The sequence below is a fragment of the Pseudomonas trivialis genome (assembly GCF_001439805.1).
GTDB lineage: Bacteria > Pseudomonadota > Gammaproteobacteria > Pseudomonadales > Pseudomonadaceae > Aquipseudomonas > Aquipseudomonas trivialis.
The window spans coordinates 35,688-49,205 of record NZ_JYLK01000005.1; the positions used below are offsets into that span (position 1 = coordinate 35,688).

Sequence of the window (13,518 nt, forward strand, 5' to 3'; positions counted from 1 at the left end):
CGGGTACAAAACCCTCGCCGAAATCCGCCGAAAGCCCGGCCCCGTTGGGTTTTGTTCACTTGGCACACTCCCTGCTCTATCCCTGGTGCAAGCGCACAGAGCGCGCTCTCACAAGGTACGACGCAGATGATCCACTGGCATATCGTGTGTGACTTCGACGGGACCATCACCCCCACCGACGTCATCGACAACGTCCTCCAACGCTTCGCCGGGCCGGAGTGGGAAACCATCGAACAGGAATGGCTGGACGGACACATCGGTTCACGCGAATGCCTGAGCCGCCAACTGGCGCTGATCAAGGCCACGCCCGCCGAGCTGCTGGCGTACTTCGACAGTGTCGAAATCGACCCGGACTTCCCGGATTTCGTCGATCACGTCATGGGCCTGGGTGCGACCATCGAAGTGGTCAGCGACGGCATCGAGCAGGGCATCGCGCGCATCCTGTCGCGCAACTACGTGACCCTGTTGCCGATTCTCGCCAACCGCCTGCGCCAGGTCGACCAGAACAGCTGGCGCATCGACTTCCCTTACTCAAGCGACGCCTGCCGCGCCGCCTCCGGCAACTGCAAGTGCAAGTCCACGCCGGGCAACAAGCGCGTGCTGGTGATCGGCGACGGCAAGTCCGACATGTGCGTGGCCGCCACCGCCGACTTCGTGTTTGCCAAGGGCAGCCTCGCCGACTACTGCGTCGCCCACCAGATTCCTCATGCGCGCTTCGACACCTTTGCCGAAATGCCCGCGTTGCTCGCGCAACTGCCCCAGGGCATCGCGGCCAACGCCACCTCTTTTACTGCTGCCGACAACCAGGAACTCTTCCACCATGTCTGATATCCGTATCGCCACCGCCGAAGACCAGATCCTTCTGGATAAAGAAGCCAAGTACTGCTCCTACGGCGACACCGTTCACTACATCGAGCCGCCGCGCATTTTCAGCCGCTGCGAAGGCTCCTACGTGTGGGACACCGAAGACCAGGCCTACCTCGACCTGCAGATGTGGTACTCGGCGGTGAACTTCGGCTACGCCAACCCGCGCCTGAACAACGCGTTGAAGCAACAGATCGACACCCTGCCGCAAATCGCCAGCCAGTACCTGCACAAGGGCAAGATCGAGCTGTCGGAAATGATCGCGGTCGACGCCAAGAAGAAGTTCGGCCTCGACGGTCGCGTGCACTTCAACGTCGGCGGCTCGCAGTCCATCGAAGACTCGTTGAAAGTGGTGCGTAACGCCTCCAACGGCAAAAGCCTGATGTTCGCCTTCGAAGGCGGCTACCACGGGCGCACCCTCGGCGCCTCGTCGATCACCTCCAGCTTCCGCTACCGTCGCCGCTACGGCCATTTTGGCGAGCGCGCCAACTTCATCCCGTTTCCGTACCACTTCCGTGGCCCCAAGGGCATGACCAAGGAAGAGTACGGCAGCCACTGCGTGCAGCAATTCGCACGTTTGTTCGAGACCGAATACAACGGTGTCTGGGACCCGAAAACCAACCAGTGCGAATACGCGGCGTTCTACGTCGAGCCGATCCAGGGCACCGGCGGCTACGTAATCCCGCCGATGAACTTCTACCGCGAGCTCAAGCATGTGCTGGATCAGCACGGCATCCTCATGGTGTCCGACGAAATCCAGATGGGCTTCTACCGCACCGGCAAACTGTGGTCCATCGAGCACTTCGACGTGCAGCCGGACGTGATCGTGTTCGGTAAGGCGCTGACCAACGGCCTCAACCCGCTGGGCGGCATCTGGGCCCGTGAAGAGTTGATCAACCCGAAGATCTTCCCGCCGGGTTCCACCCACTCCACCTTCGCCTCCAACCCGCTGGGCACGGCGGTGGGCCTGGAAATGTTCAAGATGACCAATGAAGTCGACTACGGCGCCATGGTCATGAACAAGGGCAAATACTTCCTCGAAGGCTTGCAGGACTTGCAGAAGCGTTTCCCGATCATCGGCGACGTCGATGGCCTGGGCCTGGCGCTGCGCTGCGAGATCTGCGGCCCGGACGGCTTCACCCCGGACAAGGCGACCCTGGACTACATGGTCGAGGAAGGCATGAAGGGCGACATGGTGGTGGACGGCCGCAAACTCGGTTTGATTCTCGACGTGGGCGGCTACTACAAGAACGTGATCACCCTGGCACCGTCGCTGGAAATCAGCTACCCGGAAATCGACCTGGGTCTCAAGCTGCTCGAGCAACTACTGGTGCGGGCCACCCACCGGTGAACGGCGCAGGGATCGACCTCGGCGAAGGTACTGCCGGCTTCGTTCTCGGTGAAGGGCCGGTCGGGATCCTGTTGATCCACGGCCTGACCGGCACCCCGACGGAATTGCGCCAGGTCGCCAAGGGCCTGGTCAAGGCCGGTCATTGCACGGTGTACGTGCCGACGCTGGCCGGGCACTGCGGTGACAACAGCGACCTGCAGGCGACCGGCTGGCGCGACTGGTACGAAGGGGTGCGCAAGGCTTTCGTACAGATCAAACAGCGGCATGCGCAGGTGTTTGTCGGCGGCCTGTCCATGGGGGCGGTGATGTCGATGTACGTGGCCGCCGAGCACCCAGGGCAGGTGGCGGGGCTGTTGATGTATTCCACCACCCTGAAGTACGACGGCTGGAGCATCAGCAAGCTGGCGTTTCTGTCGCCGTTGCTGATGAAGATTCCGTTCGGCGTGCATGTCTGTCGCTTCGAAGAGAAGCCGCCGTACGGCATCAAGAACGAACGCCTGCGGGCTATCGTGGAACGCCAGATGAAGGAAGGGGAGAGCAGCGAGGCCGGCCTGCTGACCATGGAGGGCATCACGGTGCGCGAGCTGCACCGCCTGAACGCCGTGGTCAAAAAGCGCATGCGCGAAGTGATGGTGCCGGCGCTGGTGCTGCATTCCATCGAGGACGACATCACCAGCCGCTGGAACGCCGACTACGTGGAACGTCACCTCGGCGGCCCGGTGACCAAGATCCTGCTGGACAACTGCTACCACATGATCACCGTCGACCTGCAATACCGGCGGGTGATCGAGTTGAGTGCCCGGTTCGTTGAACAACACACGGCCATCAAAACCAGCCTGGTCAATGTGGGAGCTGGCTTGCCTGCGATTGCATGACAGCGGTCTGCCTGATCCACCGGGAGGCCTGTATCGCAGGCAATCCAGCTCCCACATGGGTTCGGTGCTCAGTACACAAATAAGGGAAATCCGTGATCACCACGCAAGCCTTCTCGACCATCCGGGCCATCCAGCGCAGTGCCTGGAACGACTGTTTTCCGGGGGCGCTGGAGGATTGGGACTATTACGTGGTGGTGGAAAACGCCGCCATTGCCGATTTCACATGGCGCTACCTGGCGGTCTATGAGGACGGCACGCTGGTGGCGGTGGCGGCTGCGTTCATCACCCGATATCGCCTCGACACCACGGTATCGGGCGCCGGCAAGCGGTTTACCGAACGCCTGGAGCGACTGTGGCCAGGTGTTTTGCAATTGCCGCTGTACGCCATCGGTTCGCCGATGGCCGAGCGCTGTGACGCAGGCATTGCCAGCCGCGTGCCGCCGGCAAGGCGCCCGCTGTTGCTCAAGCAGTTGATCAAGGCCGCGCGCCAGGATGCCAGTGAGTTCGGCATCAGCCTGGTGGCGGTCAAGGACGTTGCTTCACAGGATTCGCAATGGGCCGCCAGTTGCCGCAGCGCAGGTTTCAAAAGCATGCCGGGCCTGCCCGGCGGCGTGTTGAAGGTGCCCTACGGCTCGGTGGACGCCTACCTCGGCTCGTTGTGCAAGTCGACCCGCAAGGACCTGCGCCGCAAGCTGCGGGCGCCGGGGCCGCGCCTGGAGTGGCGGCACAACATCGATGACGTACTGCCCGAGGTCATGCGCCTGTACGATGCCACGCTCAGCCGTGCCGACCTGCAATTCGAGCGCCTGCCGGCCAGCTACTTCACCGGACTGCTTGAACGGATGCAGGGGCGGGCGGTGTGCGTACTGTACTGGGTGGGCGACCACCTGGCGGCGTTCAACCTGATCCTGGTGGACGAGCATCGCCTGATCGACAAGTTTTTTGGGCATGACAGTGCATTCGGTCGCGAGTACAACCTGTACTTTCGCAGTTGGCTGACCAATGTCGACTATTGTATTGCGCACCGGATCCCGCTCTATGAGTGCGGTCAGGAAGGCTATGCCAGTAAACTGCGCCTGGGTTGCGAGTTCCAGGGCAGACATTTGTTCTTTCGCCATCGCAATCGGGTGGTCAACGTGCTGCTCAACCTGGTGAAAGCGTTTCTGCGACCGGACCGTTCCGACCCTGCCATGGCTGCTGTGATAAGCGAAACCTGATGATCAACAAGACCCGCCAGAAAGCCCGTCCATTTGCCATTTCGCGCTGGAGCGTCCAGCGCAAGCTGGTGCTCGCGTTCTGGCTGGTCAGCGTGATTCCAACCATGATTGCCGCCGAGCTGGCCGCGACCACGCTGTCGCAGATTTTCGACAGCAACGTGCGCATCTGGCTGCAGGAGTCGACCAAGATCGTCAAGGACGAGATTGGCGATATCCTTCACGACAACGCGCGCATGGCCAAGCTGTTCCTGCGCTACACCAGCCCGCCGTCGAGCCCGCAGGCGGCGCGGCACGACCGGCTGACCGCCGACATTGCCGATGCCACCGATATCGATGTGGTCGCGCTGATCCGCAGCAGCGACCAGAAGGTGGTGTTCAGCACCGCGTCCGAAGACGTGGTCAGGCAGATCAACCTCACCAGCAAGGCAGTGCTGCAAACCGTCAAGGTGGCCGGCGTGATGACCGGCCTGGTGGTGTCGACCTTCGAAACCAATCGCGATGGCGTGGATTACCAGTTGCTGGTGGCCACCTACCTGGACAGCAGTTTCCTCACCAGCGTGGCCGACGTGCATTCCCTCGACCTGCGCCTGTACCTGGCCAACCCGGAGGGCTTTTCGGAAATATTCTCGACCCAGCGCTTCGACGATCATCCGTTGCGCATCCCGGCCAATATCGAAACGGCCATGCGCGCCAGCCGCCAGCCGAGCGAGCAGTTCACCAGCAACTACAGCGGCCTGTACTGGCCGATCTTCAATGACGCCGGCGAACTGCAGGGCGTGATCTTCAGTGGGTTGCTGCGTCATACCAGCCTGGTGGGGCTGGTCAACCAGAGCAATTTGTTCGTGCTGATTTTCCTGCTGAGTTCGGCGCTGTCGCTGGTCGCCGGTGTGCTGGTGTCGCGGCGCCTGACCCGGCCGCTGCGCGACCTGTCCGAGGGCGTCGATGCAGTGATCGCCGGGGATTATCAGCACCGGGTGCGGACCAGCGGCGGCGACGAACTGGCGCAATTGAGCAGCACCTTCAACCACATGACCGAGCGCCTGGGCGAGTTGCACCACCTCGAAGCCCAGTTGCGCCGGCGTGACCGGCTGCATGCCCTGGGCGAGGTCGCCATGGGCCTGGCCCACGAAATCCGCAACCCGCTGGGCATCATCAAGACCGCCACCCAACTGCTGCACCGCCGTGTCGACCTGCCGGACAGCGACAAGCGCCACCTGGAATACGTGATCAACGAAGTCAGCCGTATCAATGAGCTGATCACCGAGTTTCTCGATTTCGCCAAGCCTAACCCGCCGCTGCGGGTGCACCAGGCGGCACGCCCGCTGGTGGAGGAAATCCTCGGCTTTTGCAGCCCGGAACTGACCACCCACAACATCGATGCGCGCATCGACGACCAGGCGCCCGGCGCGACCCTGTACGCCGATGCCAAGCAGCTCAAGCAGGCCTGCCTCAATCTGATCCTCAACGCCATCGACGCGATGCCCGACGGTGGCCGCCTGACCCTGGGCATTCGCAGCCAGGGCGGCAATACGGTGATCAGCATCACCGACACCGGGCAGGGCATTGCGGCGGATATGATCGAGCGCATCTTCACGCCCTTTGTCACCACCAAGGCGTCGGGCACGGGCCTGGGCCTGGCCAAAGTCTATTCGATCATGGAAAGTCACGACGGCAGCATCGAGTGCACCAGCGAGAAAGATGCCGGCGCCACCTTCAGCCTGTACATTCCGGCTGACGGTGAAGACGACGGCGACGATGAGGAAGGTCATGACGCATAACGTATTGGTGGTCGACGACGAGCCCAAGCTCTGTGACCTGCTGTCATCCGCCCTGAGCCAGAGCGGCATCCAGGTGTTCACGGCGGGCAACGGCCTGCACGCGCTCAAGGTATTGGAACAGGAAGACGTCGACCTGGTGATCAGTGACTGGCGCATGCCGGGCATGGACGGCCCGGCGCTGCTGGCCGAAATCCGTGTGCGCTACCCGCACGTGCCGGTGATCGTGATGACCGCCTACAGCACCGTCAAAAACGCCGTGCAGTCGATGCGCAACGGTGCCTACGACTACATCGCCAAGCCGTTCGATATTGACGAGCTGGACATCACCGTGGCCAAGGCCCTGCAGTTTCGTGATATCACCCGCGACAACGCGCGCCTGCGCGCCGAGCTGGACGAACACGCCCAGTTCGACAGCCTGGTGGGCGACAGCCCGGCGTTTCGCCAGGTGCTGCAAGCGGTGGATTCGGTGCGCGACAGCACCGCGACCATCCTGCTGACCGGCGAAAGCGGCACCGGCAAGGAAATGGTCGCCCGCGCCATCCACAAGCACGGCAGCCGTGCGGACAAGCCCTTCGTGGCGGTCAATTGCGCGGCCATTCCCGAAGGCCTGCTGGAAAGCGAGATGTTCGGCCATCGCAAGGGCGCCTTCACCGGCGCCGTGGCGGACCGGGTCGGGCGCTTCATGCAGGCCGACAAGGGCACGCTGTTCCTCGACGAAGTGGGCGACATGCCCCTGGCGTTGCAGGCCAAGATCCTGCGTGCCTTGCAGGAACGGGTGATCGAGCCGGTGGGCGATCCGCGCGAGCGCAAGGTGGATGTGCGGGTGATTGCCGCCACCAATAAAAACCTGCTGGAGGCGGTGGCCAGGAAAGAATTTCGCGAAGACCTGTATTACCGCCTCAACGTCTTCCCGATTCCGCTGCCGGCGCTGCGCGACCGCGCAGAAGACATCGTGCCGCTGGCCCGCCACTTCGCCCACACCATCAGCGCGACCGCCGGCAAGCGCATCACCGGCTTCAGCCCCGAGGCGTTGCAGGCGATGGCGGCGTATCACTGGCCGGGCAACATTCGTGAGCTGCAGAACTGCGTCGAGCGGGCGACGATTGTGGCGGCATCGCCTGTGATCGAAGATATCGACCTGCCGGGTTACCTGTATGCCTCCAGGCCCGCCGAGACGGTGCCGCGCAGCGACGGTCCGGGTGTGCCCCAGGATCTGGATGCGGCGTTGGCGGAGGTGGAGAAGGGCTACATTCTGGCCGCGTTGCACGAGAGCAATGGCGTGCAGGCCGCAGCCGCGGCGAAGATCGGGATTTCCGAGAGGAGCTTCTGGTATCGGCTGAAGAAGCTGGGGATTCAGGTGGACAAAATAGTGCGCTGAGATGGATTTCCCACCTGGTTGACCGCAGTGTGTCAGGTGTGAACCCTGACCCATACGCTCACCAGCAGCGTCGCCGCCATCAGCCAGGCGACAGTGGCGACGGCCAGTGACGCTTCAAGACGCATCCGATCCACCATCACGTACAGCGTGGCCAAATACACGAAATACGGAATGATCGACCACATCCCGAACAGGATGGTGGTCTTCAAGTCGTCCACCGACCGGCCCTTGCCGACGATGTAGTGGGCGATCAGCGCAAAGGTCGGGAACAGCGGCACCAGGCCTGCGATGTAATAGTTTCGGGTCTTGGCCAGCGCGGCGAGGATCAACACCACCGCCGCGCCCAGGGCGGCCTTCAACAGTAGATCCATCAGTGGCTCAATCCGTATTTTTTGACTTTGTCGAACAGCGTGGTCTTGGCCATCCCCAGTTCCTGGCTGGCCTGGGTCAGGTTGCCGCCGCTGCGCTGCAGGGCATCGGCGAGCAGGTTGCGCTCGAAGGCTTCCACCGCTTCGGTGAAGGCCAGCCCATGGTTGCTGCCGCCCGCGCCGGGCTTTTTGAAGGCCGGCAGACCCAGGGCGAAGCGTTCGGCAACGTTGCGCAGCTCGCGCACATTGCCCGGCCAGTCGTGGCTCATCAGGCTCGACAGGGTCTGATTGTCGAGGTCCGGCACGCTGCGGTCGAAGCGCAGGGATGACTGCTGCAAAAAGTGTTCGAACAGTTGCAGGATGTCTTCGCGACGCTCGCGCAGTGGCGGCAGTTCCAGGGTGACCACGTTGAGCCGGTAGTACAGGTCGCTGCGGAACTGGCTGGCGCGGCTCAGTTCATCGAGGTCGGACTTGGTGGCGGCGATCACCCGGCAATCCACCGCCACGCTCTGGTTCGAGCCCAGGCGTTCGAGGGTGCGCTCCTGCAACACCCGCAGCAACTTGATCTGCAGGTTGATCGGCATGCTTTCCACTTCATCGAGGAACAGCGTGCCCTGATGGGCGTGTTCGATCTTGCCGATGCGGCGTTTGCCCGCGCCGGTGAAGGCATTGGCTTCGTGGCCGAAAATCTCGCTTTCGAACAGGTTCTCCGGCAGGCCGCCGCAGTTGAGCGCGACGAACGGGTGGGAATGGCGGCGGCTGAAATCATGCAGGCAACGCGCGACCAGTTCCTTGCCGGTGCCGGTCTCGCCTTCGATCAGCACGTTGGCCGAGGTGTCGGCGACGTTGGCAATCAGGTCGCGCAGGTTCTGCATCGCTTGCGAGCGCCCGATGATGCGGCCTTCCAGCGAATCGCGCTCGGCCAGTTGGCGACGCAACGCCCAGACCTCGCGCGCCAGCGCGCGCTGCTCCAGGGCGCGACGGGCGACGTCGACCAGGCGTTCGGGGGAGAAGGGTTTCTCCATGAAGTCGTAGGCGCCATTGCGCATGGCGTCGACCGCCATGGCGATGTCGCCATGCCCGGTGATCAGCACCACCGGCAGGCTTTTATCCAGCGCCTTGAGGCGGGTCAGCAGTTCCAGCCCGTCGATGCCCGGCAGGCGAATGTCGCTGATGACGATGCCGGCAAAGTGCTCGCCGATGCGCTTGAGTGCTTCTTCGGCGCTGCCCACGCCGACACTGGGAATGTCTTCCAGCGCCAGGGCCTGCTGGCAGCCGAGCAGCACATGGGGGTCGTCTTCGACGATCAGCACGGTGAGGTCTTGGGGCGTGATATTCATGTCGACTCAGTGGGTTGAGCGCCCGCCAGCGGCAGGCTCAGGACAAAGGCCGTACCACCATCGGCCGGGTGTTCCACGGCAAGGTTGCCGCCGGTGGCCGCCGCGAGGCTGGCCGACAGGGTCAGGCCCAGGCCAAGGCCCTGCTCGCCGGGTTTGGTGGTGAAGAACGGTTCGAACAAATGCTTGCGCGCCTCGGCATCGACGCCGTGGCCGTTGTCGCGCACCCGCAGGCGGTATCTGCCGTCGCTGCTGCTGCCTTCCAGCCACAGTTCCGGCGCCGGTTGGGCTTGCATGGCATCCAGGGCGTTGCCGATCAGGTTGACCAGGATCTGCTCCAGGCGTGTCTGGTCGATCTGCAACTGCACGGCGGCGAAGTCACGGTGAACGCTGAGCGGCAGGCCGTCCAGGCGCGCGCCCAGTACCTGGAACGCGGCGTCCACCGCCGTGGTGAGGCTGGCCTGGCTCTGGTCATCGCCGCGCCGGGCAAATGAGCGCAGGCTGGCGGTGATGCGGCCCATGCGGTCGATCAGTTCGTTGATGGTCTTGAGGTTGGCGCTGGCGGTGTCCAGCGCGCCGCGTTCGAGGAAGCGCACGGTGTTGCCGGACAAGGTGCGCAGCGCGGCCAGGGGCTGGTTCAGTTCGTGGGCGATGCTGGTGGACATCTGGCCGATGGCCGCCAGCTTGCCGGCCTGCACCAGTTCGTCCTGGGCGCGGCGCAGGGTTTCTTCGGCCTGTCGGCGCTCGCGAATCTGGCCCTTGAGCCGCTCATTGCTGGCGCGCAGGTCGGTGGTGCGCTCGGCGATCCGCCGCTCCAGCTGGCTGTTGGCTTCCTGCAAAGCCTCCCGCGCGGCGAGGCGGGTGGCGATCACTTTGCGCCGCTCGTTCCAGGCGATCAGCAGGAACGCCACCAGCCCGAAGGCGACGGCGACCAGGATGCCCTGGTTGATCGCGGCGCGGCGCAGGTCGTTGAGCGGGGTGAGCAGGGTGAAATTCCACGGCGTATCGAAGAGCGGGCGGGTTTGCGCCAGGTAGCTCACCTCGTGGGCGTCGTTGACCACCTCGCTGTTGGCCGGGAAGGTCAGTTTTTCGCTGACCTCGTTCAGGCGTTCGCGGGCCAGGGGTTCGAGTTCGTTCAGCGTCGCCCAGTAATATTGCAGGCTGTGGGCCAGGCGGTCGCGGGTGTCATCGCTCAGTGGGCGTACGGCCTTGAGGCGCCGGGCGGGGTCGCTGGAGAGGATGATGATGCCGTTCTCGTCGCTGACGAACGCTTCGAGACGCGCGCGCTGCCAGCGTTCTTCCAGGGCTTCGAGGCGCACCTTGACCACGGCCACGCCAATGATCTTGCCGTGCTCTTCCAGGCCGTGGGCCAGGTAGTAGCCGGGTTCGCCATTGGTGCTGCCGATACCGTAGAAGCGCCCGGGCTGACCGCGCACGGCATTCTGGAAGTAGGCGCGAAAGGACAGGTCTTCACCCTGGTAACTGTCGGCATCGCGCCAGTTACTGGTGGCCAGCACACGGCCGGTGGTGTCCATCACGTAGATGGCCCGACTGCGGCTGCGTCGGTTCAGGCCTTCGAGGTAATCGTTGACGGTCTTGCGGGTTTCCTGGTTTGGCTCGGCCAGCAGTTTGGACACGCTGGATTCCAGCTCCAGCAGGCTGGGCAGGTAGGTGTATTTGCCCAGTTCACTCTCGACCGTGCGTGCGTGCAGCTCAAGCTGGCGTTCACCGGTGTCGCTGAGGGTGCGGATGCCATAGTACTCACTGATCCAGAAGCCGATGAAACCCAGGCCGATCATCAGGGCGACGACCAGTGGCGGCAGGAACAGTTGGCGTATCAGACGAGGTTTCACGGCAAGTGATGGCGGTGCGGCGCGAAATTGGTTGGGGTCGCATTTCATCACAGATGCCTTGGGTCAACCAGCGCTTGCCAGCCTGTGAGGTTCGGTGTGGGAGGGGGCTTGCTCCCGATAGCAGTCTGTCAGTTGATACATTTGTCACTGATCCACCGCTATTGGGGGCAAGCCCCCTCCCACATTGGCCCGGTTTCTACAGTGGGAGCTCTGTAGTACTTAGTGCTGCAGGATTTTCTCGAGGAAGTGCTGCGCGCGTTCGGAGCGGGCGCTGATGTCGCCGAAGAATTCCTCTTTCGGGCAGTCTTCGATGATCTTGCCCGCGTCCATGAATATCACGCGGTCGGCCACTTTGCGTGCGAAACCCATTTCGTGGGTCACGCACATCATGGTCATGCCTTCCTGCGCCAGTTGCACCATCACGTCGAGCACTTCGTTGACCATTTCCGGGTCAAGGGCCGAGGTCGGTTCGTCGAACAGCATGACGATCGGGTCCATGGCCAGCGCGCGGGCAATCGCCACACGTTGCTGTTGCCCGCCGGACAACTGGCCCGGGTGTTTGTGGGCATGTGCCGACAGGCCGACCCGCTCAAGCAATTGCAGGCCCTTTTGGGTGGCCTCTTCCTTGCTGCGGCCCAGTACCTTGATCTGTGCGATGGTCAGGTTTTCGGTGATGGTGAGGTGTGGGAACAGCTCGAAGTGCTGGAACACCATGCCCACCCGCGAGCGCAGTTTGGGCAGGTTGGTCTTCGGGTCGGCAATGGAGGTGCCGTCGACGACCACGTCGCCCTTCTGGAACGGTTCCAGTGCGTTTACGCATTTGATCAGGGTGGATTTGCCCGAGCCGGACGGCCCGCACACCACGATCACTTCGCCTTTTTTAACCTCGGTGCTGCAATCGGTCAGCACCTGGAAGTCGCCATACCACTTGTTGATGTTCTTGATAGAGATCATACGGCAAACCTTTTTTGCAGACGCTTGACCAGCAGCGAGGCGGAAAAGCTGATGATGAAGTAGACGACACCGGCGAAGATCAGGAACTCATTGGAGCGGCCGATGATGTCGCCGTTGGAGCGGGCGGAGTTGAGGAAGTCCACCAGGCCCACGGTGTAGACCAGCGAGGTGTCCTGGAACAGGATGATCGACTGTTGCAGCAGCAACGGGGTCATCTTGCGGAACGCCTGGGGCAGGATGATCAGGCGCATGGTCTGGCCGTAGGTCATGCCCATTGCTTGCGCGGCGGCCATCTGGCCCTTGGGGATCGACTGCACGCCGGCCCGCACGATTTCGCAGAAGTACGCGGCTTCGAACATCATGAAGGCCACGACGCAGGAGGTGAATGCGCCAATCGGTGTGTCTTCGCCGGTGATCCAGCGCAGCACGAAGGGCACCGCCAGGTAGAACCAGGTGATCACCAGCAGCAGCGGGATCGAGCGGAAGTAGTTCACGTAGGCGCCGGCCACACGCGACAGCAGTTTGCTCGACGACAGGCGCATCAGCGCCAGCACCGTACCCAGCGCGATGCCGCCGATGACGCCCATGACCATCAACTGCAAGGTCATGAGCATGCCGTTCCACAGACCCGGGATGGCGGGGATGATACCGCTGAAATCAAGTTCCATTATTTGCCCCCCACGGAGATCAGGCCGGGCACTGCGACTTTCTTCTCGACCACTCGCATCAGCAGCATCAGGCTCATGTTCAGGGTGAAGTAGATCAGCGTGGCCAGGGTGAAGGCTTCAAACAGGTTGGCCGAGAATTCGGCGGTCTGTTTGGTTTGCGCCAGCAGTTCCATCAGGCCGATCAGGGACGCCACGGAGGAGTTCTTGAAGACGTTGAGGAATTCGGAGGTAAGCGGCGGAATGATGATGCGGTAGGCCTGGGGCAGCAGCACGTTCCAGTAGATCTGCGGCAGCTTGAAGCCCATGGCGCGGGCCGCGGACTCCTGGCCGCGTGGCAGCGCCTGGATACCGGTGCGCACTTGCTCGCACACACGGGCGGCGGTGAACAGGCCCAGGCACACGACGACGCTGAGGTAGGCCGAGGTGGTCGGGTTGAGGTCCTGTTTGTACCAGTCCTGCAGGTTTTGCGGCAGCAGGTCGGGTATCAGGAAATACCAGATGAACAGCTGAACCAGCAGCGGCACGTTGCGAAACAGTTCCACGTAGCAGGTCGCGATGCCCGCCACGAGGCGATTTGGCACGGTGCGCATGACGCCCAGAATGGACCCCAGCAGCAAGGCGATAATCCATGCCACGACGGCGATGGCAATGGTCCAGCCCAGGCCTGCGATGTACCAGTCGAGATAGGTCTCGCTGCCAACGCCGGTGGACTTGAAGAACACGCCCCAGTCCCAGTTGTAGTTCATTAGGGTCTCCCCTCGAAATCGATCGATGTACAAGCACCCGCTTGGGGAAAGTCCATTCCCGCCCGACATTGAACGCCAGGCACACGCGATCGGCTCGGAAACCGCCAGGTCGAGTGTTCCAAAAATACT

Annotated in this window: 12 protein-coding genes; 6 read left to right on the forward strand and 6 right to left on the reverse strand. The window is 62.8% G+C overall.

Translation table 11 applies throughout. From position 1 onward, the window contains the following. The first annotated feature begins 126 nt into the window (after positions 1 to 126). The 6 genes from TU79_RS09020 (at position 127) to TU79_RS09045 (ending at position 7,463) form a co-directional block, all read left to right on the forward strand. Positions 127 to 828 carry an MtnX-like HAD-IB family phosphatase gene (locus tag TU79_RS09020; protein WP_057007673.1) on the forward strand — a complete coding sequence of 234 codons (702 nt, stop codon included), beginning with the start codon at positions 127 to 129 and terminating at the stop codon, positions 826 to 828. After that, positions 821 to 2,215, forward strand: coding sequence for an aspartate aminotransferase family protein (locus tag TU79_RS09025; RefSeq protein WP_057007674.1), 1,395 nt, complete (start codon positions 821 to 823; stop codon positions 2,213 to 2,215). The genes TU79_RS09020 and TU79_RS09025 overlap by 8 nt, the downstream gene beginning before the upstream one ends. Next, on the forward strand, positions 2,212 to 3,090 hold the full coding sequence (locus TU79_RS09030) for an alpha/beta hydrolase (RefSeq protein WP_057007675.1): 879 nt from the start codon (positions 2,212 to 2,214) through the stop codon (positions 3,088 to 3,090). Before TU79_RS09025 ends, TU79_RS09030 begins: the two co-directional genes overlap by 4 nt. A gap of 92 nt (positions 3,091 to 3,182) precedes the next feature. Beyond that, entirely contained in the window at positions 3,183 to 4,307 is a 1,125-nt protein-coding gene (locus TU79_RS09035) for a GNAT family N-acetyltransferase (RefSeq protein WP_057007676.1), read from the forward strand. Beyond that, positions 4,307 to 6,085, forward strand: a complete 1,779-nt coding sequence (locus TU79_RS09040; protein ID WP_057007677.1) for a sensor histidine kinase — start codon at positions 4,307 to 4,309, stop codon at positions 6,083 to 6,085. The genes TU79_RS09035 and TU79_RS09040 overlap by 1 nt, the downstream gene beginning before the upstream one ends. Further along, a complete protein-coding gene (locus TU79_RS09045) occupies positions 6,075 to 7,463 on the forward strand; it encodes a sigma-54-dependent transcriptional regulator (RefSeq protein WP_057007678.1) in 1,389 nt (462 codons plus the stop codon). Before TU79_RS09040 ends, TU79_RS09045 begins: the two co-directional genes overlap by 11 nt. 32 nt (positions 7,464 to 7,495) lie before the next feature. Here TU79_RS09045 and TU79_RS09050 read toward each other — a convergent pair whose 3' ends face one another. The 6 genes from TU79_RS09050 to TU79_RS09075 all read right to left on the reverse strand — a co-directional run bounded on the left by TU79_RS09050 (position 7,496) and on the right by TU79_RS09075 (position 13,389). After that, a complete protein-coding gene (locus TU79_RS09050) occupies positions 7,496 to 7,825 on the reverse strand; it encodes a GlpM family protein (RefSeq protein ID WP_173670288.1) in 330 nt (109 codons plus the stop codon). An 8-nt stretch (positions 7,826 to 7,833) separates the two neighbouring features. Next, a complete protein-coding gene (gene aauR, locus TU79_RS09055; RefSeq protein ID WP_057007680.1) occupies positions 7,834 to 9,171 on the reverse strand; it encodes a two-component response regulator AauR in 1,338 nt (445 codons plus the stop codon). Next, on the reverse strand, positions 9,168 to 11,069 hold the full coding sequence (gene aauS, locus TU79_RS09060) for a two-component sensor histidine kinase AauS (RefSeq protein ID WP_057007681.1): 1,902 nt from the start codon (positions 11,067 to 11,069) through the stop codon (positions 9,168 to 9,170). The genes aauR and aauS overlap by 4 nt, the downstream gene beginning before the upstream one ends. Before the next feature lie 171 nt (positions 11,070 to 11,240). Beyond that, positions 11,241 to 11,975, reverse strand: coding sequence for an amino acid ABC transporter ATP-binding protein (locus TU79_RS09065; protein ID WP_003231449.1), 735 nt, complete (start codon positions 11,973 to 11,975; stop codon positions 11,241 to 11,243). Beyond that, the gene (locus TU79_RS09070; RefSeq protein ID WP_053133478.1) at positions 11,972 to 12,643 is read right to left on the reverse strand and encodes an amino acid ABC transporter permease; all 672 of its coding nucleotides are present in this window, start codon (positions 12,641 to 12,643) and stop codon (positions 11,972 to 11,974) included. The genes TU79_RS09065 and TU79_RS09070 overlap by 4 nt, the downstream gene beginning before the upstream one ends. Continuing rightward, positions 12,643 to 13,389, reverse strand: a complete 747-nt coding sequence (locus TU79_RS09075) for an amino acid ABC transporter permease (protein WP_053133475.1) — start codon at positions 13,387 to 13,389, stop codon at positions 12,643 to 12,645. The genes TU79_RS09070 and TU79_RS09075 overlap by 1 nt, the downstream gene beginning before the upstream one ends. Between the last annotated feature and the right edge of the window lie 129 nt (positions 13,390 to 13,518).

Bases quoted from the DNA above. Each gene is read 5' to 3' on its own strand.
- TU79_RS09020 (WP_057007673.1), top strand. From the start codon at position 127: ATGATCCACTGGCATATCGTGTGTGACTTCGACGGGACCATCACCCCC.
- TU79_RS09025 (WP_057007674.1), top strand. From the start codon at position 821: ATGTCTGATATCCGTATCGCCACCGCCGAAGACCAGATCCTTCTGGAT.
- TU79_RS09040 (WP_057007677.1), top strand. From the start codon at position 4,307: ATGATCAACAAGACCCGCCAGAAAGCCCGTCCATTTGCCATTTCGCGC.
- TU79_RS09045 (WP_057007678.1), top strand. From the start codon at position 6,075: ATGACGCATAACGTATTGGTGGTCGACGACGAGCCCAAGCTCTGTGAC.
- aauR (WP_057007680.1), bottom strand. From the start codon at position 9,171: ATGAATATCACGCCCCAAGACCTCACCGTGCTGATCGTCGAAGACGAC.
- aauS (WP_057007681.1), bottom strand. From the start codon at position 11,069: ATGAAATGCGACCCCAACCAATTTCGCGCCGCACCGCCATCACTTGCC.
- TU79_RS09065 (WP_003231449.1), bottom strand. From the start codon at position 11,975: ATGATCTCTATCAAGAACATCAACAAGTGGTATGGCGACTTCCAGGTG.
- TU79_RS09070 (WP_053133478.1), bottom strand. From the start codon at position 12,643: ATGGAACTTGATTTCAGCGGTATCATCCCCGCCATCCCGGGTCTGTGG.
- TU79_RS09075 (WP_053133475.1), bottom strand. From the start codon at position 13,389: ATGAACTACAACTGGGACTGGGGCGTGTTCTTCAAGTCCACCGGCGTT.